This window comes from Streptomyces sp. 63XJN7_1_ISO-PGPR-S23-121, assembly GCF_056173025.1.
Map to the genome: position 1 here is coordinate 4,964,273 of NZ_CM149653.1, position 21,904 is coordinate 4,986,176.

The following is a 21,904-nucleotide window of genomic DNA, read 5'->3' on the forward strand; positions in this document are numbered from 1 at the left end:
TGCGCGTGCGTCGTACCCCGCCGCAGGTACCCCTCGGGCCGCGGGCGAATCACCCCAGGTCGCCCACCCGGGCCGCCATGTTGCCCGCCGGGTGCCGGTTGTCGTGGATGAGCTGGTGGGCGAGGCCGATCTCGTCGAAGTCGAAGGTCCGGGACAGGCACGGATCGATGATCCCCTGGTCGATCAGCCGGGTGACCTCACGTGCTTCTCGTGCCGTGGCGACGTGCGAGCCCTGCAACCGCTTCTGCCGCATCCACAGGAACCGCAGGTCGACGTCGCCGTTGTAGCCGGTGGTGCCGCCGCACAGCACGACCATGCCGCCGTTGTCGCACAGGTACAGGGAGGTGGGGATGGTGTCGGCGCCGGAGTGTTCCAGCACGATGCGCGGGCTGCGGCGTTCGCCCAGCACCTCCCAGAAGGCCCGTCCGAAGGCTCTGGCTCCCGACAGCCAGCGTGCCATCGCCGCTTCGTCGGAGGTGTCCGGGAGCCTCCCCCAGTGGTCGAACGTCCGCCGGTCGATGAAGCCCTCGGCGCCCAGCTTGAGGCAGAACTCGCCCCGTTCCTCGCTGGAGACGACCGCGACGGGGATGCCGCCGACGTGCCGGACGAGCTGGATGGCGATGCAGCCCAGTCCGCCCGCGCCACCCCAGATCAGTACCGGGTCGCCGGGGCGGACCGTGTGCGGCGGCCAGCCGAAGAGCTGGCGGTAGGCGGTGGCGGCGGTCGCCATGTAGCAGGCGGCCTCTGCCCAGGGCAGCCGTGCGGGCTTGGGGTGGCACATGTAGTCGTCGACGACGGCGAACTGGGCGAACGAGCCGTAGTTCTCCTCGTAGCCCCACACCCGCTGGGTGGCGGACCACGTGGGGTCGCCGCCGAGACGGATGTCCTCGGCCTTCTCGTCCCAGCGGTTGGCGAGGACGACGACCTCGTCGCCGAGCTCCACCCCGCGTACGTCCTCGCCGACCGCCCACACGATCCCGGACAGGTCGGAGCCGCCGATGTGGAAGTCCTCGGTGGCGCCCGCCTTCTGCCGTGCGGCGATCACGTCGAGCGGCGAACCGAGCGCCGCCCAGACGTTGTTGTAGTTGATGCCGGCCGCCATCACCTTCACCAGGACCTGGCCGCGCCCCACGGGCGGCACGTCGACCACCTCGGTACGGAAGGCGTCGACGGGCTGTCCGTAGCGCTCACGGCGGATGAGCGAGGCGTACATCTTCTTCGGGGCGGTGCCCATCTCGGGGGCGTCACCGAGTTCGTAGAGGTCCTGGGTCGCTTGCACGCTGGTTCTCCTCGTCGCGGGTTTCACGGGGAAGGGGTGTACAGGCGCGGTCGCCGAGGGTGCGCAGTGCCTTCGTCACCGCTTCGCCGATGCGGGCGATGGGTTCGGGTTCGGTCATCTCGTAGTGGCCGCAGGGCACGCGGTGGTCGTGGAGGGTTCCGTCGACGTGGGGCCGCCAGCTGTCGGCCTTGCCGGGCAGCACCGCCAAATCCGCCGGGTGTTCGGTGTGCTGCTCCTCGGCGGCGCTGAAGAACAGCACGTCACCGCGGTAGGTGCCAGGGGTGAATTGGGGCGCGATGCGCAGGTTGTTGCGCATGACGGCGGCGATGGCGGCGGCCTCGGCGCCGCTGACGGGGACGCTCGCCGGGTCGGCCGCGACGCGGGCGTCGATCTGGTCCAGGACCGCCTCCACGGAGGCCTGTGCGTCGACGGGGAGGCCGGCCACCCTGGACAGCAGGGCGGCGACCTGACGTTCTGTGGCGTCGGCGTCGTGTGCCGTGCCGTGCGGCTGGGGCGCGTCGAGCATGGCGAGGAGTTCGACCCGCTCGCCGTCGCGTTGCAGGGCGCAGGCCATGGCGTGGGCGACGAATCCGCCGTAGGACCAGCCCAGCAGCCGGTAGGGGCCGCGGGGTTGCACCCGGCGTACCAGGTCGAGGTAGTGGGTGACCATGGCGGCGGCGTCCGGGGCGGGCGGCCGGGTGCCGTCGAGGCCGGCGGCCTGGATGCCGTAGACGGGCTGGTCGCCGCCGAGGTGGGGCAGCAGGCCCGTGTAGCGCCAGGCGACGCCCGCGCCGGGGTGGACGCAGAACAGGGGGGCGGCGCTGCCCTCGGCACGCAGCGGCAGCAGCGGGCCGAGCGCGGAAGAGGTGATCTCCGGGGTCGGCCCGTCCGGCCGGCCGGCCGCGGCGAGGACTCCGGCCACGGTGGGCGCGGCCAGCAGGGTCGCCGCCGGGACGTGGAGGACGCCGGTCTGGCGCAGCCGTCCCGCCAGCAGCACGGCGCGCATCGAGTCGCCACCGAGGTCGAAGAAGTTGTCGTGCACCCCGATGCCGCCGATGCCGAGGGTCTCCTCCCAGAGCCGGGTGACCTCCCGTTCGCGGTCGTCGCGGGGCGGTACGTGTTCGGTCGTCAGCCGGGGCCGGGGGGCGAGGCCGGGGCCTGCCGCCGTCGTGGTGCCGTCGGAGGGGGCGGGCTCCGTCCGGGCGCCGGGCGCGTCGATCCAGTGACGGTGGCGCTCGAAGGCGTACGGGGGCAGCGGCACCCGCCGGGGCGCGCCCGGCACCGGGGGCAGCGCGCGGTCCACGCCCGCGCTCCACAGCCGTCCCAGCGCTTCGGCGAGGACGAAACCGTCGGACGCCTCGGCCTTGGCGTGGCGCATGGTGGTCACCGTCACCGGCGTCCGGTCGGTGAGGCGGCCGGCGGCGAGCTTGCTCAGGGTGTCGCCCGGCCCGATCTCCACGAGGACGGGGTGCAGCCGCTCCCACAGGGCGGTGATGCCGTCGGCGAACCGCACGGTGTCGCGGGTGTGGGCGAGCCAGTGCTGGACGGAGGTGGCCTGGGCGTCGGTGACCCAGGTGCCGGTGACGTTGGTGACGTACGGGATGCGGGGCGGGCGCAGGGTGACCTGGCGCAGGTGGGTCTCGTAGGCCGGCAGGACCGGGTCCAGGACGTGCGAGTGGGCCGCGACGGGGATGCGCAGGCGGCGGAACGGGATGCCGTGCCGGGTGAGTCCGGCCTCGAAGCGGGTGACGGCGCCGAGGTGTCCGGCGACCGTGCAGGCGGTGGGGCCGTTGACAGCGGCGAGGGACAGGTCGGCGTCGAGCAGCGGCCGGATCCGTTCGGCCGGAGCGGCGACGCCGACGGTGGCTCCGCCGGCGGAGCTGATGAGCCGGATGCGTTCGGTGACCAGGGGCAGCATGTCGGCGAGGTCGATGACGCCGGCCAGGCAGGCGGCCGTGTACTCGCCGAGCGAGTGGCCGATCAGCGCATCGGGGCGCACGCCCGACTCGATGAGCGTACGGGCCAGGGCGTACTCGGTGACGACGAGCCCGAGGAAGGCGGAGGTGTCGTCGGGCCGTTGCTCCTCGAAGAGGGCGGTGCGCAGGTCGGCGTCGAGGACGGGCCGCAGGATGCGGGCGCACTCGTCGAGGGTGTCGCGGTAGACGGCCTGGTCGCGGTACAGCTCCTTGCCCATGCCCGGGTACTGGGTGCCGCCGCCGGGCAGCAGGAACGCCACGCGGGCCGGGTCGTCGGCGAGCGGAGGGATGGCCGGGGTCGCGGAGCGCAGTGCGTCCAGGGCCTCCTCGCGGGTGGCCGCCGTGACGGTGAGCCGGTGGCGCAGTGCGGGCCGGTCGGTGCGCAGGGAGTGGGCCACGTCGTCCAGGCGCAGGTCGGGCCGGCGTTCGAGGTGCCGGGCGAGTGCGGTGGCCTGGCCGCGCAGGGCGCCGGCGGTGCGCGCGGACAGCGGCAGCACCAGGCGGCGGCCGTCGTGGGGCGGGCGGGGCGGGGCGGGGGGCGTGCGGGGGGCTTCCTCCAGGATGACGTGGGCGTTGGTGCCGCCGATTCCGAAGGCGCTGACGGCCGCCCGGCGGGGGTGGTCGCCCTCGGGCCACTCCTCCAGCGCGGTCGGCACGCGGAAGGGGTTCGCGTCGAAGTCGATGAGCGGGTTGGGCCGGTCGAAGTGCAGGCTCGGTGGGATCTGCCGGTGCTCCAGGGCCAGGACCGCCTTGATGAGTCCGGCGATGCCGGCGGCGGCTCCTAGGTGGCCGATGTTGGTCTTGACCGAGCCGAGCGCGCAGAACCCGGTGCGATTCGTGCTGTGCCGGAAGGCTTCCGTCAGGGCGGACACCTCGATGGGGTCGCCGAGTTTGGTGGCGGTGCCGTGCGCCTCGATCAGGCCGATGGTGGCGGCGTCGACCTCGGCCTGGGCCTGCGCGGCGAGGATGACCTCGGTCTGTCCGGCGGCGCTGGGCGCGCTGAAGCCCACCTTGCGCCGGCCGTCGTTGTTGACGGCGCTGCCGCGGATGACGGCGCGGATGCGGTCGCCGTCGGCGAGGGCGTCCTCGAGCCGCTTGAGTACGACGGCGCCCACACCGTCGCCGGAGGAGGTGCCGGCGGCGTCCGCGGCGAAGGCGCGGCAGTGCCCGTCGGGCGAGAAGGGCCCGTCGGGTACGTGGCGGTAGCCCAGTACTGCGGAGGGGTTGAGGGAAACGGCGGCGGCGAGCGCGGTGTCGCAGCGGTGGTCGAGCAGGTCCTGGCAGGCGGTGTGCACGGCGACCAGCGCGGTGGAGCAGGCGGTCTGCAGGGACACGCTGGGCCCGGTGAGGCCCAGTTCGTAGGACACGCGAGTGGCGAGCGTGCCGAGGGAGTTGGCGGTGGCGGCGTGGACGAGCGCCACCGAGCCGGGCTGTCCGGCGTAGCGGGGGTGGACGTGGGCGGGGTAGTAGCGGCTGTCGCCGGCCCCCGCGTACACGGCGAACGCCTCCCCCGCACGGTCGCCGCCGAGGCAGCCGGCGTCCTCCAGGGCGTGGTAGGCCGTCTCCAGCAGCAGCCGCTGCTGGGGGTCGACGACGGCGGCCTCGGCGGGGCTGTAGCCGAAGAAGCCGGAGTCGAAGCGGTCGATGCCCTCGACCACCGACGCCATGCGGATCAGGGCCGGGTCGTCGAGGTCTCGCGGGTCGCCGCCGGCGGCGAGGAACTCCTCGTCGGTGACGGGCCGTACGGACTCCCGGCCGGCCGCGAGGTTGTCCCAGAAGGCGTCGAGATCGTCGGCGCCGGGGAAGCGGCCCGCCATGCCGATGACGGCGACGGCGGGCAGGTCGTCGTCGTGGGGTGCGGTGGTGTTGTGCACGGCCTGTGCCTCGTCCTCTCCCGGTTCGGTGGTGTGCGCAGTGCGGTCGGTCCGCTCAGACATGGCCGCGGTCCTTGCCCTGACGGGCGGAGCGGCGGGCGCGGGCCGCGCGTTGCCGGCGGGCCTTTTCCCTGGCGCGGTCCAGGCCGTCGCCGCTCTCCGGCCGGGAGGCCGCTTCGACCTCGGCCACCGGGCCCGCACTGGTGGCCGACAGGTGGCGGGCCAGGTCCCGGACTGTGGGGTGTGCGAAGAGGTCGACGACGGACAGCTCGCTGCCGATGGCGCGGTTGACGGCGCTCTGCGCGGTGACCAGGAGCAGCGAGTTGCCGCCCAGGTCGAAGAAGTTGTCGTCCAGGCCCACCCGGTCGCGGTCCAGGACCTCGCGCCACACCTGGGCGAGCCGGCCCTCCAGGCGCCGCAGGTCTTCTTCCGTCTCGGGCTCGTTCGGGCGGGCGCCGGTGCCCGCCGAGGCAAGCGTCCACGCGTCGTCGGACAGGCCGGCCGCCCGGGCGCCGGCCGCCGCGGCGCGGTACAGGGCTCCCAGGTCGGTGCCGTCCTCCAGGCCGACGCGGGCGGCCAGGCGCCGGGTCTGGCGCGCGGGTGCCACGACGTGGCTGCCCACCCAGGGGGCGGTGCGGTCGGCGCCGATCAGCAGGTGCGGTTCGTCCAGGGTGCGGGCGAAGTCGAACGAGCGCAGCGCGGCGGGCGGGTCGAGCAGCCGGTAGCCCCGGGCCTCGGTGAGGGCGGTGAGACCGTAGCCGCGGCTCAGGCCACGGTTGCGCCACATGCTCCAGGCCAGCGACTGCGCGGGCAGGTCGAGGCTGCGGCGGTACTCGGCGAGGGCGTCCAGGTAGGCGTTGGCGGCGGCGTAGGCGGCGTTCATGGCGCCGCCGAAGAAGCCGTTGACCGTGGAGAAGGTGACGAACGAGACGTGCGGGTGGTCGGCGGTGAGCCGGTGCAGCGTCCACGCGCCGCGCACCTTCGCCTCCAGCGCCCGGCGCCAGGTGGTGGTGTCCAGGTCGCCCACGGGGCGTTCCACGAGCGTGCCCGCCAGATGCAGCACTGACGTCAAGGGCACGCCCCAGGTCTCGGCGGCGGCCTCGACGGCGGCCCGCACCTGGTGTTCGTCGGTGACGTCGGCGCGGGCGTAGCGGACCTCTCCCCGCCCACGCAGCCCCGGCAGGGCGCGGGCCTCGTCTTCGGGGGTGCGGCCGAGGACGAGCAGCCGGGTGCCGGGGGTGCGCAGCAGGTGGGCGGCGATCTCGACCCCGACACCGCCGAGGCCGCCGGTGATCAGGGTGAAGCCACCGTGCGCGGGGGGTTCGGCGCGGGAGGGGTTTTCGGGCAGGGGGGCGAGGCGGCGTACGTAGCGGTGTCCGTCGCGGTGGGCGACGTCCGCGCCGTCGACGGTGTGCGCCGCCTCGGCCGCGAGGACGGTCAACGGGTCCGCGGTGTCGTCGGCGGGCAGGTCGAGGTGGCGGGCCCGCAGCGCGGCGGACTCCTCGGCCAGCGACTTCAGCAGGGCCGCGGCCATGGCGTGCGCCGGTGTGGGCCGGTCACCGGGGCGCACGACCTGGGCGCCCGCCGAGACGTACACCAGGTCCACGGGACGCTGCGGGCCGGGCCGGCCGGCGAGGGCCCGGGCGAGCGCCAGCAGCCGCTCCACGCCCGTCGTGTCGTCCGGCGCCACCGGCGGCTCTCCGGTGCCGCGGAGCCCGCCGAGGTACAGGACGGCGTCGACGGGCCGCTCGTCGTCCGCCAACTGGCCCAGCAATGCGACGTAGTCGGCGGTCTCCAAGGGCCGGACCCGGTAGTGGGCGGCGTCCACCCGCTCGTACGCGGCCGCCTCCTCGACCACCGTGCACAGGCCGCCCGCCGAGCGCAGCGCGTCGGCGAGCCGCTTGGCGAGTGCGCCGACCCGAGGGTCGGCGCCCGCCAGGACGAGGGTGTGCCGGCCCGGCGCCACGGCGGGGGCGTCGGGGCGTTGCGTCCGCTGCCACACCGGGCGCAGGAACCAGTCGGGGACGGTGGCCGCGGTGCCCAGCAGCACCTGGGTGCGGCGCACCTCGTCGTCGAAGTCGCCCGCCTCGAAGCTCTTGCGCAGCTTGGTGCGCTGGATCTTGCCGATCTCCGTCTTGGGGACGGCGTCCCGCGCCACCGGGACGAGGAAGGCCGGGCTGACGCCGATCTCCCGGGTGACCTTGCCGGCGATCTCACGCAGGGCGCGGGCCGGGTCGGCGCCGGCCTCGGGGGTGAGGTGCAGGAACAGGGCGAGTTCGTCGGTGGGCGAGGAGGGGTCGGTGCGTACCGCGACCGCGGCGGTGAAACTCCGCTCCGCGTGAGGGAGTTCCTCCACGCAGGCTTCGATCTCGTGGCTGTAGTGGTTGACGCCGTTGACGATGATGACGTCCTTGGCACGGCCGGTGATGTAGAGCTCTCCGTCACGCAGGAACGCCAGGTCGCCGGTGTCGAACCAGCCGTCGTCGGTGAACGCCTCCGCGGTGGCGGCCGGATTGTCGTGGTAGCCGCCGGTCACCGAGGTGCCGCGGACCTGGAAGCGGCCCGCCTCGCCCTCGGGCAGGACAGCGCCCTGTTCGTCGACGACCCGCATGGCGAAGCCCGGGTAGGGGCGGCCGCAGCTCACGAACGTGCCCTCGCCCGGGACCGGTTCGGCGGGCAGGACGGCGTCGGTGACCACCGAGCAGGTCTCGGACATGCCCCAGCCGGGATGCATCACGTCCTGCGGCAGGCCGAAGGGCCTCAGCGCGTGCAGGAAGCCCCGGGCCGCGGACGCGACGACGACCTCGCCTGCGTTCATCACCAGCCGCATCGGCGACAGGTCCCAGTCACGGCCGGTGAAGCGGTGGGACTGTTCGGCCAGGAGCCCGAAGGCGAAGTTGGGCGCCCAGGTGACGGTGACCCCATGCCGGTCGGCGAGGTCCATCCAGCGCAGCGGGTCCTGCAGGATCCAGGGGGTGGGGGCGTGGATCTGGCGGCAGCCCAGGTACACGTCGCGCAGGTGGAACATGACGACGCCGGTGACGTGGTCGAGCGGGATCCAGTTCAGGGAGACGTCGTCGGCGCCGAGGCCGTTGAGCTGCTCGGTGGCCGCCGAGCGGGTCAGCACGTTGCGGTGGGTGAGCCGTACCGCCTTGGGCAGGCCGGTGCTGCCGGACGTCATCAGCATCAGCATCAGGTCGTCGGACCGGGCGGGGTACCAGTCGTGGTCCTCGGGCGCGGCGCGCAGGGCGTCGGCCGTGGTGACGCGCGGCCCAAGCCCGTCCTGCCGGGCGGCGACCGCACGCAGCCCGGCCTCGCGCCCGGCGGAGCAGACGATCCAGGGCCGGCCGAGCATCCGCCAGATGCCCTCCAGCTTGGTCAGCGCCGCGGAGGGGCTCTCGTAGGAGGCGGGGACGGTCAGCGGGACGGCGACGAAGCCGCCGAGGACGCAGCCCCACAGAACGGCGAGGAAGTCCTCGGTGACGTCGCACTGGAGGATGACCCGGTCGCCCGGGCGCAGGCCGGCCCGGCGCAGCCCGGCCAGGACGCGGGATGCCTCGGGGATCAGGGATGCGTAGGTGCGCCGGTGCTCGCTGCCGTCGTCGTGGACGTGGACGATGTCGCCCTTCTCGCGTGCGGCGGCACGGCGCAGGGCCTCGGCCCAGCTCGGCACGGACGGTTCGGTCAGGGCGGGGCCCTCGCTGACGGCGGGGACGGCGCGGGCCGGCTCGGGGCGGGTGGTGGGGGCGGCCTGGGCGGGGCGGTCGGGCAGACCGGTGTGGCGGTGTTCCAGTTCCTCGGGGGCGTTCTCCACCGCCACGTCGACGGCTGTGACGCCGGGCAGCTCGGCCAGCCGCTGCCGCCAGGTCCTGGCCGCGGTCGTGTCGACGGCGGGCAGGGCCCGCAGCGCCGCGCTGTCGACGCCGCCGTCCTCGGTCCGGGGCAGGGCGTTCACCGCCGTGACACGAACCGTGCCGTTGCCCGCGCGGGCCAGGACCTCCTCGACGCGTTCGGCGGCGTCGGACCGCCCGGTCACCACGTACAGGCGGGCGGGGGCGTCGCCGTGGCCGGGCAGCACGTGGGCCTCGCGGATGCCGGGCACGGACCGGGCCGCGTCCGCGAGCTCGGCCGTGTCGACCGTGGCCGGGACGGCGGTGCGCTCGGGAAGCGCGGGCAGCTGCCCGAGGTGGACGGCGGGGTCGGTGCTCACCGTGCGCAGGACGTCGTGCAGGGACCGGGTGAACGCCTCGGCGGTCCGGGCGTCGTAGAGGTCGGTGGCGTACTCGACTTGCAGGGTCAGGCCGTCGGGGGCGCCCGCGGCATCGTGGCGCTGAAGGACGTCGACGAACAGGTCGAACTTGGCGGTGCCGGTGGCGGTGGGCCGCAACCGGGTGCGGGTGCCGTCGAGTTCGAGGACGGCGGGTGCGTTGTTCTGCAGGGCCAGCATCACCTGGAACAGGGGGTGCCGGCCGGGCGTGCGGGGCGGGTTGAGGTCCTCCACCAGCCGGTCGAAGGGCAGGTCCTGGTGGTCCAGGGCGGCCAGGTCGGCGGTGCGCAGCCGGGCGAGGAGGTCGAGGAAGGCGGGGTCGCCGGAGGTGTCGGCGCGCAGTACGAGGGTGTTGGTGATCAGGCCGATCAGGGGGTCGAGGCCGGGTTCGGTGCGACCGGCGACGGGGGTGCCGAGGACGATGTCCTCGCCGGCGCCGCAGCGGGTGAGCAGGGCACTGACGGCGGCGTGCAGCACCATGAACAGGCTGGCGCCCTCGCGGTCGGCCAGACGCAGCAGCGCACGGTGCAGGTCGGCGTCGACGGCGACTTCGACGTGCGCGCCCGCGCCCCGCGGTGCGCTGGGCCGGGGCCGGTCACCGGGCAGGGTGCACTCCTCGGGCAGACCGTCCAGCGCGCCGCGCCAGTGGGTGGTGAGCCGCTCCAGGCGGCCGGGACTGTCCGGACCGGACGCGAGCAGGGCGCGCTGCCACAGCGCGTAGTCGGCGTACTGGACCGTCAGCGGGGGCCACTCCGGTGCCCGGCCCGCCCGGCGGGCGGCGTAGGCGACGGACAGGTCGGAGGCGAAGGGGGCGAGCGACCAGCCATCGGCGGCGCTGTGGTGCAGTACGAACAGCAGGACCCGGTCGCTGCCGGTGCCCAACAGCCAGGCCGCCAGGGGGCTTTCCGCCGTCAGGTCGAAGGGACGGCGCGAGGCGGCACGGACGTGGGCGGCGATCTCCGCGGCGGGGCAGTCGACGCGCCGCAGCACCGTGCGCAGCTCTCCGGGCGCCAGGATGCGCTGGGAGGCCGTCCCGTCCTGTTCGGCGATCACCGTGCGCAGGCTCTCGTGCCGGTCGGCCAGGTCCCCGAGCGCGGCCTGGAGCGCCCCGGTGTCCAGGTCGGATCCGACGGGAACCAGGAGCGGGATGTGGTACGTGGCCGCGCCCTCGTCGAGCCGGTTCAGGAACCACATGCGTTCCTGGGCGAAGGACAGCGGCACCCGCTGCGGGCGAACGACGGCGCCGAGGACGGGCCGGGCCGGGGCGCCCTGCGTGCCCGCGGCGAGCCGTTCGGCGAGCGCCGCCGGGGTCGGCTCCTCGAACAGGGCGGTGATGGAGATCTCCGCACCGGTCCGCTGCCGCAGCCGGGCCAGCAGCCGGGTGGCGAGCAGGGAGTCGCCGCCCAGGTCGAAGAAGCGGGCGTCCACGCCCACGGACTCGCGTGGCAGGTCCAGCACGTCCTCGAACAGGGCGCACACCAGGCGCTGGTGCGCAGTCGCCGGCCGGGTGCCGGACGCGGCGGCGGTGAAGTCGGGATCGGGCAGGGTCTGCACGTCGAGTTTGCCGTTCGCGGTCAGCGGCAGGGCGTCCACGGGGACGCAGGCGGCCGGGACCATGTGCTCGGGCAGGTGCGTGGCCGCGTGGGTGCGCAGGTCGGCGGGGTCCGCAGGGGTGTCACCGGAGGGGACGGTGTAGGCGATGAGGTGCAGGGCGCCGTTGCCGGTGCGGCGGGGCACGACGGCGGCGCGGGCGACGCCCGGGTGGGCGGTGAGGACGGCCTCGATCTCGCCGGGCTCGACGCGGAAGCCGCGCAGCTGTATCTGGGCGTCGGCGCGGCCGACGTAGTCGAGGGTGCCGTCGGGACGGCGCCGGGCCAGGTCGCCCGAGCGGTACATGCGGGTGCCGGGCGGGCCGTAGGGGTCGTCGAGGAAACGTTCCGCGGTCTGCTCGGGGCGGTTGAGGTAGCCGGGGGCGACGCCGGCACCGGAGACGTACATCTCCCCTGTCGCGCCGGGCGGTACCGGCCGTCCCTCGGGGTCCAGCAGGTACACCCGCAGGTCGGCGAGCGGTCGGCCGATGACGCTGACGCGGCGCGGGTCGTCCAGGTCGGCTTCGGTGAGGCGGTGGTGGGTGACGTGCACGGTGGTCTCGGTGATGCCGTACATGTTCACCAGAGCCGGTCGGTCGAGGCCGTGCCGGTCGGCCCAGGGGCGCAGCCGCGCCGGGCGCAGGGCCTCCCCGCCGAAGATGACATAGCGCAACGCCCCACTGCCGCGGCCGTGTTCGAGGTCGACGTCGATGAGCTGCTCGAACGCGGACGGTGTCTGGTTGAGGACGGTCACGCCCTCGCGGTGCAGCAGGTCGAGGAAGTCGCGCGGCGCGCGGCTGACGGCGTAGGGCACGACGACGATCCGGCCACCGTGCAGCAGGGCGCCCCAGATCTCCCACACGGAGAAGTCGAAGGCGTAGGAGTGGAACAGCGTCCACACGTCGTCGGCCCGGAAGTCGAAGTGCTCGGCCGCGGCGGCGAAGAGGCGTACGACGTTGGCGTGCGGCACGGGTACGCCCTTGGGGCGGCCGGTGGAGCCGGAGGTGTGGATGATGTACGCGGTGTCGGACGGGCTGAGCGGGCCGTGCCGTTCGGTGTCGGTCAGGTCGGTGCCGGAGCGGCGGGCGAGATCTGCGGCCACCTGGGGGTCGTCCAGCAGCAGGGTGGGGACGGCGTCCTGGGCGAGGTGGGCGTGGGCGTGTTCGGTGACGAGGACGACGGGGGCCGCGTCCTCGACGACCAACCGCAGCCGCCCGGCCGGCTGACCCGGGTCCAGGGGCAGGTAGGCGGCGCCGGTCTTCAGGACGGCCAGCAGGGCGGGCAGCAGCCGGATGCCGCGCTCAAGGGCGAGCGCCACGACCCGGCCGGGGCCCGCGCCGTGCTCGGTCAGCAGCCGGGCGATCCGGTTTGCCTCGGCGTTGAGACCGGCGTAGGTGAGCCGCTCGTCCCCGTGGCTGACGGCCGTGCGCTCGGGCCCGGCCGCGGCCCGCTCCTCGAACAGCTGCGTCAGGGTCCGCCCGACCGGATACGTGTGCGCGGGTGTGTCGCGGGGGTGTTCGCCCGGCAGCAGGATGTCCAGGTCACCCAGCGGCGTCGCCGGGCCGGTCTCGGCCAGCAGGCGCAGCAGCGTGCAGAACCGGTCGCGGTGCAACGCGAGTTCGTCCTCGCCGTACAGGGCGGGGTTGGCGTCGAGGGCCAGCCACAGTCCGCCGCCGCGCTGTCCGGGACGCACCGAGATCTGCAAGTCGTCGACGGCCCCGCCGGACAGGTGGTGCCAGGTGGTGGGGTGACCGCCGAAGACCGGGGACTCGTCGAACGGCACGATGTTCAGCACCGGCCCGTACAGTCGACGTCCGGTGCCCAGCAGGCCCAGGTCGCGGCGGAGGAACTCGCCGCGGTAGCGCTGGTGGCGGCGCAGGGCCTGCAGTTCGCCGGCGACGGCCCGGGCGAGTTCCGCGACGCTCGTCGCGGGGGCGGCGGCCACGCGCAGCGGCAGGACGTCCGAGGCGGTGCCGGGGGTGCGCAGGGCGGCGCTGCCCAGCCGGCTCATCGTGGCCATGCCCAGCACCAGGTCGTGGGCGCCGGTCATCCGGTGCAGGTAGACGGCGGTCGCGGCGGTCAGCAGGTCGGTGCGCCGGACACCGAGGCGGGCGGCCGCGGTGTCCAGGGCATCGGTCTCGGCGGGCGTCAGTTCGGCGGTGCGGCGCAGGAAGGGCGCGGCGGGCGGCGCCGTGCGGGCAGTGAGCCGGGCGGGTTCGGGCAGGCCGGCCAGACGCTGCGCCCAGTGGTCACGGTCGCGGGCAAAGCGCTCGGAGGCGAGGTAGACCGCCTCCTCCTCCTGGAGCCGGCGCACCGGCGCGAAGGCGCACGGCTCCGGTTCGCGGTCCTCGGCCAGCGCGTTGTACGTCTCGGCCAGGCGGCGCCCGAGGAGCTTGTAGCTGTAGCCGTCCAGGAGCAGGTGATGGGCCCTCAGCAGCCACAGGTGCCGGTCCTCGGCGAGGGTGAGCAGGGTGTGCGCGAACAGGGGACCCTTCTCCGGGTCCACCGGGGTCGCGAGGTCGGCGCGGACGTACTCCCATGCGGTGGCCTCCGGATCGGCGGCACCGCTGACGTCGGCCCGGTTCAGACTCCAGTCGTCCGCGTCCGGAGCAGGGTGGCAGCGCGGACCCTCGTCGGTGTCGGCGAACCGCAGGGCGAAGGTGTCGGCCTCGGCCACGACGCGCCGCAACGCGGTCTCGAACAGGGTGCTGTCGAGGGGTCCGTGGATCTCCACGGCCTCCGCGGTGTTGTACGCGGCGCTGTCCGGTGCGAGCCGTCCGGCGTACCAGAGGCCCTCCTGGGCTCCGGACAGCGGTCGACGTGCGTCGTCCTGGAGTGACATAGCGCAAACCTCACGTGGCAAACCGAAGATGTCCCGGACGGCGAGGCCCGGCCGGATCGGACGGGTGCGGCCACCCCCGTGCCGCCCACGCGCGGCGTACGGCCGCACACCGGGCGCGGCCCACAGGGGGATGCAAAGGCCGCGACACCCGGGGTCAGGGCGATCACGCCGTCTGCCCCGGTTTCACGTCACAGCACGGTGAGGCACCCGCACGGGCCGGGTCAAGGCGAACCGGCCCGCCGGCCGGCGATTCAGGGATTTCCCTGAAATCCGCCGGGCCAGGGAGTGCGGACCGCTGTTCAACTTCTAGGGAATTCACGCGACTTCTCCGCCCGGGGGCCTCTGGGCTGGATTCCGCCGTGCTCCGCCGTGCACCCTCGAAAAGCCCCCGACCTCCCCGCGGACCACCGCGGTGGCAGACCCGTCCCGGGGCCGTGGACTTCCGGAACGAACGACGGAAAGAAGGCTGACGGCATGCACCGTGCGCTGTGTCCGGTCGAGACGCTCTACGTGGGCCAGAGAAGCAGGGCCGTGCTGTCCTGCACCCTGCGTGGACCGGTGGACGTCGCGGCACTGTCGGCCGCGTTCGACGCCACGGCCGAGGCGAACCCGCCACTGCGCTCCCGCATCGGACAGGACGGGGCGGGGCACCTGTTGCGCGTCCTCGATGCCGACGAGCGGCCCCGGCTGATCACCCGGACCGGCGACGGGGCCGAGGCCTACGCGGCGGAGCTGAACAGGCCACTGCCGCTCGGAGGTCCCCTCAGCCGCGCCGTCCTGGTCAGCGCACCGGGCGGGGACCGCCACCTCTTCGTGCTGGTGATCGACCACACCATCACCGACGGCCACAGCAGCATCGCGCTGCACAACGCCCTGTGGGACCGCTACCGGCAGTTGGTCGAGGGGGGCACCGGCGAGAGCGCCGATCCGGAGGGCCCCCGCTGGCCGGAGCCGGTGAGCCGGCTGCTGCCTGCCGTCGACGACGCCGACACGGCGAAGTACCTGGACGGCCGCCTGGAGGAGATACGGCGCCACCCGGTCGAACTGGTCCCCTACGACGCCGCCCCCGGCGAGGGGACCGACGCCGGCGGGCACATCGAGGTCCGCAGGATGACCCTGGACGCGGACCTCACCTCACGGCTGCGCCGGACGGCGCGCGCCTCGGGCGTTTCGGTGCACGCTCTGATCTCCGCGACCCTTCTGGTGACGGCGAGACGGCGGCTGCCGGGGGACGACGGAGCCCGCACGCTCGGCTGTCTCTCCCCCGTCGACCTGCGCTCGCGGCTGTCCCCGCCGCTGCCCGCCTCCGCCCCGGTCCCCGCGGTCACCACCCACCTGCAGACCCTTCAGGTGTCCGCGAACTCCGAGCCGTTGGAGGTGGCCCGTGCCGTGCACGCCCGTCTCAGCGACTTCCTCTCCCGAGGCGACCACGTGCACGAGATGCGCATCACGCCGGAGATCCGCCGCAACCCCGCCCTGCAACTGGCCACGGTGATCGCCACCAACATGGGCGTGGTCCCGGGCCCGCGCCTGCCCGGCGGGCTGCGGGCCGTCGACGTACGGCTGGTCCCAGGCCGCGAGCACTACTTCCCGCAGGCCGGTCGCAGCCCCGTCATGGCCTGCGTCGTCTCCTTCGAGGGCCGGCTCAGTATCGAGTTCCCGCACTTCACCGCCTGCTACAGCCCTGACTTCATGAGGGCATTCCGCGACGACGTGCGCGCCGGACTCCTGGCGTTCACGGATGCGTCCGAGACCGGGCACGCCCTGGCCGCCACCGGCTGAGTACGCCGCGCGTTCGCCCCTTCCGACCTCGCCCGCCCGGCCGTAAGGAACCTGTGTCCGTCATGAAGACCGTCAGCGAACTCCCCTCCCCCCTCACGCTGCTCCCCCGAGCCCAGTCGGGCGACGAGCACGCGATGAACCACCTGCTGACCGCCATCACGCCCTTCGTGGCGCGTATCTGCCGGTCCATCGCCCACGACGACGGCGCCGACGCCACGCAGGAGGCACTGCTCGCCGTCTACCGCGGCCTGGGATCCCTGCGCGAACCGGCGGCGTTCTACGGCTGGGTGCGCTCCGTGTCGGTCCGGGAGGCCGTCCGCACCGCCAAGCGCTACGGCACGGAGAGCTGGTGCTCCGAGGTGGAATCTCAGCAGGAGACCAATCCCATGGACGCGGTGTACATCAGCGACGTGCTGGAACGCCTGTCGCAGGCGCACCGGCAGGTCCTCACCCTGCGTGCCTACGGGCTCAACGAGGAGGAGATGGCCGAGGTGCTCGCCCTGCCCGTGGGCACCGTCCGTTCCCGTCTCTTCCGTGCCCGCCGCCGGTTCCAGGAAGCCTGGCAGCCCTCGGCAGCGTGAGGCCGGTCCGGCCACTGCGGGGGCCGGGCCGTCACGACGGCGGCCGTGGCGGTGTTTCCGCCACGGCCGCCGCGCGGGGCCCGGCAGGCCCCGTTCCGCACTACCGCACGCATTCCGGAAGGACACGCGGGGGCCACTGCCCCGCGGCGAACATCCCGAGGGCGTGTGCCCGCGCCACGAGGGCGGGCCGGTTGGGCGCGTCGAAACGACGCAGCATCTGTCCGACGCGGTACTCGATGCCCTGGCGGCTCAGATACAGACGGGAGGCCAACTGCACCGTGGAATCGCCACTCGCCACACCCTCCAGAACCTGCGCGTCGAGGGCGCTGAGCACGGGCCCGCCGGTGACCGCTTCCGCCGTCCGGCGCAGGAGGACGACGACACCGACCATCTCACCAGAGGGCTGCCTGACGGCGATGGCGGTGATATCGGCATGGAAACTACTACCGTCACCGTCCCGGCCCGTCACCTTCTGCTTGAATCTCCGGCTACGCCCCGAGGAGAGCGCGGCACATTGTTCCCGCAAATGGCCCGGGGTCGGGGAACGGAACAGTTCGAGGAGCCCCCGTCCGCAGATCTCTTCGGCACTCAGGCCGAAATGGCGGGCGAATTCGGGTTCCGCGGCCGTGACCGCGAGGTCCCGCGGGGAGAGGTGGGCCGTACAGGTGGCCGCCGGGGTCACGTGGTCCTGCGCGGCGATCAGGTCGCGGCGGGCGGGAACAGCTGTGGCTGCGGTCTTCTTCTTGCTGGGCGAGGCGTCGGGGAAACTCGTGGTGGCCACGGACGTACCGTCCTTCTTCCTGCACGTGGGGGGGCTGGGAAGGGTGTCACGGACGCGGAGCGGACCGATGCGCTGTACCTGGGTGTCGACGAGCGCCCGGTGACGGCACGCGCCACCTCTTCGGTGGCCGGGGCCGGAGTTCCGCGTCGTTCCCGGCCGGCGGCGGGCCATGGAGCCGGGATCGGGTCAGGCGAGCGGAAAGAGCGGTGCCGAGGCGACCGTCATCCGGGTCTGCTGGGCAACGTTGTCATCACTGCTGTTCGAGCCCGGGGTGCGGTCCCGTCGACGGGCCGCCCAAGGGCCGGGCGGGCGACACGTAAGCCCTGCCGAGACGAGAAGCGCGTTCGGCCAAGGGGAGCACGAGAACCTCCACGAGACGAAGAGGGGATCGCTTGGGGGAAGCCTCCTTCGAGGCTAAGGGGAGACAACCCTTGAGACAAGAGTTTGCCAGGTGACCTGGGCAACGCGTCAACTCGCGTGCGAATGGGCCCAGTTCGGGCCCCGCGAACCCCCCTCACCAACAATCCCGCCGGCCCGGGACGCTGCCCACTGGAATGCGCTTACCCGCCACGCCAAACGGCTTGTCGCCCCTTGCCGCGCTCCTTAAAGTGCTGGCAACTCACCTGCCCGATCGGGCAAGCGGAACCATGGATACCGCGCCGACCGGGCCACCTGACCCGAGGAGGGAGATGCTCGACCAGCCGCAGTTCGGCCGTCGACTCAAAAGACTCCGGACCGCACGCGGCCTGAGCCAGGCCGACGTCGTCGGCGACGGCATGTCGACGGGACACCTGTCACGCCTGGAGTCCGGCGACCGGCGACCCACCGAGCGCACCGTGGCCTACCTCGCCCAGCGACTCGGCGTCGACGCTTCGGCCCTGACCGGCCCGCAGGACGACAGGTCCCTGAGCGGAGTGCTGGCCGCCGTGGCCTCGGCGCCGCCCGGGACGGACAGCACCGCGGCGCTCAGCCGCGCGGTCGAGGACGACCCCGGCGAGGACCCCGCCGCCCGCTGGCAGGCCCTGTGGCTGCTCAGCCAAGCCGCCGATCGCGACGGCGACCACCAATCGGAGCGCACACGCCTGCTGGAACTCCTGGCGCTGAGCCGCTCGTTGGGCGCCCCCGACCTCCACACCCGCTCGCTCGTCCGCTACGCGCGCTGCACACGGGCCATCGGCGACCTGGACACGGCGGAATCGGCGGCGACGGAGGCGCTCTCCCTCGCCCGCACCGCGCACCTGTGCGTGCCCGACACCCTGGCCGCCCTGCTGGAGCTGATCAACAGTGAGACGGAACTCGGCCGGTGGGAGGCGGCCTCGCAGCACGTCGAAGAGTTGGACCGCGATCTGCTGCCCGGGGCCTCTGCCGTACAGGCAGCCGAGGCCCTGTGGACGGCCGCCGTGGTCAGCAGCCGCAAGGGCGACGACGCGGCCGCCATGGCCCGGCTGAACAAGGCCCTGGGTCTACTCAAAGGCGGACGGGAGGACCTGACCGCGTGGGCCCGGCTGCGAACCGCCGCCGCCGCTGCGGCCCTGCAGATGTCACCGCCTCGGGTGGCCGCCGCGGAGGAGTGGCTGACGGAGGCCGCCTCCGTCCTCGATCTGACCGGCACGCCCGCGCAGCTCCAGGAACTGCACGCCCTCCAGGCTCATCTCGCCTTCGCACAGGGCCGGTTGGAGGACGCCGCCCTGCTCAGTCGGACCGTGCTGTCCGAGGAGGGCCTGCGTCTCCCCTACCGTGACCGGGTACGGCTGTCGGTCCTCGACGGCCGGCTGGCGATCCACGCGGGCCGGGTCGAGGAGGGCGTCGCCGCGCTCCAACAGCTCGCACGACAGGCCACGCAGTCCAGGTACGTCGGCCTCGCCGCCGACGTGTGGCAAGCGCTGGCCACCGCTCTGGCTGCCCGCATCCACCCCTCCGGGGCGGCCCCCGGCCAAACTCGCCCCGGCCGGTCGGGCGGACCGCGGTCCGTCCGCCGGCTGGGCACTCGCGCCGGCGGGGCGGACGGCCTCGCAGAGAGCAGAGGGAAGCCGTGACGACGGCGCGATGGCCCACCGGCACCAAGAACCTGGGCCTCGCGCCGAGCGGGCACTGACCGGCCGGAGAGCCGCCCACGCGCGGGCGCGGGTACGACGGGACCGCAGGCGTGCGGGTGAGCGCTCAGCCTCCAGCGGATCGCGCGGAGCGGATCCGGAAGCGCTTCGGTCGAGCCGGGCCGCCACGGTGCGGACGGCGACTCGTCCTGCCGTCCGCACAGGCCCTCCGGCACACTGGATCGCATGGAAGAGACGGACCGGCAGCTCGGTCAACGGCTGGAGAAGGCCATCATGAGCCTGCTGGAGCGCCGTGCCGACACCGCGTCGATCTGTCCGTCCGACGCGGCGCGCGCGGTCTACGAGGGTGACGACGACGGCTGGCGGGCCCTGATGGAACCGGCCCGCCGCGCGGCATGGCGTCTGGTGAACGACGGCGAGGTCGAGGTGACGCAGGGCGGCCGGCCCGTCGTGGAGACGGAGACGCGCGGGCCCGTACGTATTCGGCGCGCGCGTCGGTAGCGGCAGCGGGGCACCTCCAGGGGCGGACACGGCCGAGGCAGGATTCCTGGACCGCCCCCGGATGTGGCCGTGGACGGTCGAGGAACGCGTCACCTGCCCCGAAGACCGACCGCCAGCGTCAGTTCAAGGACCCGGTGCGGTGACGCGAGATCCGGGAACAGCTCCCGCACCTGCGACATCCGGTACCGGACGGTCTGGGGATGGACGAACAACGCCGCCGCCACCTCGTCCCGCCTGCCCTGGTGCAGCAGCCACGCCCGCAGCGTCTCCTCCAGCCGCCGCGCGGTCCCGTCGGGCAAGGTCCGCAACGGTGCGAGGGCTCGGGCACGCAGGTCCACGAAAGCGTCCATGTCGGCGCTCAGCACCAGCTCGGACAGGTGCTCCTCGGTGTCACGAATGCCGGAGGAGAGGGAGCGCGCGCGTACGGCTCGTGCGTACGAGGCCGACACACGCGTCCACGGCCGGGCCGGGCCCACCACGGCGGTGCGGTCGGTCAGCTGTCGCATGAGACGTGATCGGTCGGCATCGGGGACGAGCAGCACACCGGTGGCGTCCGGCAGATCGTCGAGGACGAGGGTGCTCGGGTCGAGCACGCGGTAGGCAGGCCGGGCCTGGGCGGCGGGCAGCAGGACCGCGGTCAGCGAAACCGGAGGCTGCCACCCGGCCCGCTGAGCAGAGACAAGCAGCACGTCCGGGCTCGCGCCGGCGAGGAGGTCGCGGGCCAGTTGTTCCAGGTGGCGCTCCTGGGCCCGGCCCTGGGCGGCCAGTTCGTCGGCATGGCCCGCGGCGCTGGCGGCGGAGAGCTCGTCGATGTAGGCGAAGGTCAGCTCGGCGAACTTGGCGACCTCGGCGGCGGGCAGACCTGCGGGTACGGCACCTGCTGCCAGGCATCGCCAGGCCACGCGGGCACCGACGCGGTAGGCGCTGAGCAGAGCGTCCATCGAACGGCCGTCGCGCACCTCGCCCCGGCCCAGCTCGTAGGCGGCGCCACCGGCGTCGCCGCCGGTGGCGTTCCCGCTCGCGAGGTCCAGGTAGTGCCCCAGCGCGGTGCGGACGGCTCGGCGGATGGTGCCGCCCATGCTGCCCGAAAGGGCATTGGCGTAGGGAGGGACCTCGTCGATGATCGCCTGGACGACCTCGTCGGCGGTGGTCCTCAGCGCGGCCCGCAGTGCGGTGACCGTTCTCTCGTCCAGGGCCAGTTCGCTGGCCCTCTGGACTGCATGGCTCATTTCTTGTTCCCTGCGAACAATTCGGGCGACCAGATTCACGTCCTGCGGTCAGGACTTTACGCCTTTGGGCACACCAAGCTGGGGTCATGACGAGTACAGCCCTCCGCAGCAGGGCGTGGAAACTACTGGAGATGGTCACGACGCCGCTGCTGCCGTCGGACTACCTCGACCTGGTCAGCCCGCTGCGAGCGGGCGCCGACCTGCGTGGGCGCATCGAGGCCGTGCATCCCGAGACGGATGACGCCGCGACCATCGTGATCAGGCCGGGACGGGGCTGGCGTGGACACACCGCCGGCCAGTACGTGCGGATCGGCGTCGACGTCGACGGTGTGCGCCTGTGGCGTGCCTACTCGGTCACCTCCCCGACGGACCGGCGCGACGGCCGCGTCACGATCACCGTGAAGGCGATCCCGGACGGCAAGCTCAGCAACCACCTCGTCCGCAGGGCGAAGCCGGGCACGCTGATCCAGCTCGACCAGGCGACCGGTGACTTCGTGCTGCCGAAGACCAAGCCCGCCAAGGTGCTGTACCTGACGGCCGGAAGCGGCATCACGCCGGTCATGGGCATGCTGCGCGACACCGAGTTCGCCGACGTCGTCATGGTCCACTGCGCGCCACGGCCGCAGGACGTGATCTTCCGCAACGAACTGCACGGCCTGGTCGCGGACAAGAAGCTGCGGCTCACCGAGGTGCACACCGACACCGACGGCATACTGGACATCGCCCGTCTCGACGAAGTCGTGCCCGACTGGGCCGAGCGCGAGACCTGGGCCTGCGGGCCCGCGGGCCTGCTCGACGCCGCCGAAAAGCACTGGAGCGAGCACGGCGTACCGGAGCGCCTGCACACCGAACGCTTCCGCCCCGGCATCGTCGTCGCCGGTGACGGCGGCGAGGTCACCTTCAGCACGACCGGCAAGACCGTTGCCGCGGACGGCGCCACGCCGTTGCTGGACATCGGCGAGGAGGCCGGGGTGCTCATGCCCTCCGGTTGCCGTATGGGCATCTGCTTCGGCTGCGTCACACCGCTCAAGGCGGGTGCCGTCCGCGACCTGCGCACCGGCGAGATCACCGAGGCCGAGCCGGGCGTCCTCATCCAGACCTGCGTGTCCGCCGCGGCGGGCCCCTGCGACATCGAACGGTAGGAGCACC

Annotated in this window: 10 protein-coding genes; 5 read left to right on the plus strand and 5 right to left on the minus strand. The window is 73.6% G+C overall.

Annotation, left to right across the window (positions count from 1 at the left end):
- Positions 1-49 precede the first annotated feature (49 nt).
- The 3 genes from ccrA to AC0VYN_RS22045 are packed head-to-tail and all read right to left on the minus strand — an operon-like array spanning position 50 to position 13,827.
- Positions 50-1,279 carry a crotonyl-CoA carboxylase/reductase gene (gene ccrA, locus AC0VYN_RS22035; protein WP_475532354.1) on the minus strand — a complete coding sequence of 410 codons (1,230 nt, stop codon included), beginning with the start codon at positions 1,277-1,279 and terminating at the stop codon, positions 50-52.
- The gene (locus tag AC0VYN_RS22040) at positions 1,245-5,192 is read right to left on the minus strand and encodes a type I polyketide synthase (RefSeq protein WP_475532355.1); all 3,948 of its coding nucleotides are present in this window, start codon (positions 5,190-5,192) and stop codon (positions 1,245-1,247) included. The genes ccrA and AC0VYN_RS22040 overlap by 35 nt, the downstream gene beginning before the upstream one ends.
- Entirely contained in the window at positions 5,185-13,827 is an 8,643-nt protein-coding gene (locus AC0VYN_RS22045; protein ID WP_475532356.1) for an amino acid adenylation domain-containing protein, read from the minus strand. Before AC0VYN_RS22045 ends, AC0VYN_RS22040 begins: the two co-directional genes overlap by 8 nt.
- A 474-nt stretch (positions 13,828-14,301) precedes the next feature.
- Here AC0VYN_RS22045 and AC0VYN_RS22050 point away from each other — a divergent pair, with 474 nt between their 5' ends.
- Both AC0VYN_RS22050 and AC0VYN_RS22055 read left to right on the plus strand, forming a co-directional pair.
- Complete coding sequence (locus tag AC0VYN_RS22050; protein ID WP_475532357.1) at positions 14,302-15,609, plus strand: phthiocerol/phthiodiolone dimycocerosyl transferase family protein; 1,308 nt, start codon at positions 14,302-14,304, stop codon at positions 15,607-15,609.
- Between the two features lie 62 nt (positions 15,610-15,671).
- On the plus strand, positions 15,672-16,190 hold the full coding sequence (locus AC0VYN_RS22055) for an RNA polymerase sigma factor (protein WP_475532358.1): 519 nt from the start codon (positions 15,672-15,674) through the stop codon (positions 16,188-16,190).
- A 100-nt stretch (positions 16,191-16,290) separates the two neighbouring features.
- Here the strand turns inward: AC0VYN_RS22055 and AC0VYN_RS22060 are convergent, their stop codons facing one another.
- Positions 16,291-16,971 carry a PAS domain-containing protein gene (locus AC0VYN_RS22060; protein ID WP_475532359.1) on the minus strand — a complete coding sequence of 227 codons (681 nt, stop codon included), beginning with the start codon at positions 16,969-16,971 and terminating at the stop codon, positions 16,291-16,293.
- A 689-nt stretch (positions 16,972-17,660) separates the two neighbouring features.
- Here AC0VYN_RS22060 and AC0VYN_RS22065 point away from each other — a divergent pair.
- Both AC0VYN_RS22065 and AC0VYN_RS22070 read left to right on the plus strand, forming a co-directional pair.
- The gene (locus tag AC0VYN_RS22065; protein WP_475532360.1) at positions 17,661-19,007 is read left to right on the plus strand and encodes a helix-turn-helix domain-containing protein; all 1,347 of its coding nucleotides are present in this window, start codon (positions 17,661-17,663) and stop codon (positions 19,005-19,007) included.
- Positions 19,008-19,250: 243 nt separating this feature from the next.
- On the plus strand, positions 19,251-19,526 hold the full coding sequence (locus tag AC0VYN_RS22070; RefSeq protein WP_451690782.1) for a DUF3253 domain-containing protein: 276 nt from the start codon (positions 19,251-19,253) through the stop codon (positions 19,524-19,526).
- An 89-nt stretch (positions 19,527-19,615) separates the two neighbouring features.
- On the opposite strand, the gene AC0VYN_RS22075 is transcribed toward AC0VYN_RS22070, so the two are convergent.
- Positions 19,616-20,755: a PucR family transcriptional regulator gene (locus AC0VYN_RS22075; protein ID WP_475532361.1), complete on the minus strand. Its 1,140-nt coding sequence runs from the start codon at positions 20,753-20,755 to the stop codon at positions 19,616-19,618.
- Between the two features lie 86 nt (positions 20,756-20,841).
- Here AC0VYN_RS22075 and AC0VYN_RS22080 point away from each other — a divergent pair, with 86 nt between their 5' ends.
- Entirely contained in the window at positions 20,842-21,897 is a 1,056-nt protein-coding gene (locus tag AC0VYN_RS22080) for a ferredoxin reductase (RefSeq protein ID WP_475532362.1), read from the plus strand.
- Positions 21,898-21,904 lie beyond the last annotated feature (7 nt).

Coding starts and splice junctions, on each gene's coding strand:
- AC0VYN_RS22040 (WP_475532355.1), bottom strand. CDS start 5,192: ATGTCTGAGCGGACCGACCGCACTGCGCACACCACCGAACCGGGAGAG.
- AC0VYN_RS22045 (WP_475532356.1), bottom strand. CDS start 13,827: ATGTCACTCCAGGACGACGCACGTCGACCGCTGTCCGGAGCCCAGGAG.
- AC0VYN_RS22050 (WP_475532357.1), top strand. CDS start 14,302: ATGCACCGTGCGCTGTGTCCGGTCGAGACGCTCTACGTGGGCCAGAGA.
- AC0VYN_RS22055 (WP_475532358.1), top strand. CDS start 15,672: ATGAAGACCGTCAGCGAACTCCCCTCCCCCCTCACGCTGCTCCCCCGA.
- AC0VYN_RS22065 (WP_475532360.1), top strand. CDS start 17,661: ATGCTCGACCAGCCGCAGTTCGGCCGTCGACTCAAAAGACTCCGGACC.
- AC0VYN_RS22070 (WP_451690782.1), top strand. CDS start 19,251: ATGGAAGAGACGGACCGGCAGCTCGGTCAACGGCTGGAGAAGGCCATC.
- AC0VYN_RS22075 (WP_475532361.1), bottom strand. CDS start 20,755: ATGAGCCATGCAGTCCAGAGGGCCAGCGAACTGGCCCTGGACGAGAGA.
- AC0VYN_RS22080 (WP_475532362.1), top strand. CDS start 20,842: ATGACGAGTACAGCCCTCCGCAGCAGGGCGTGGAAACTACTGGAGATG.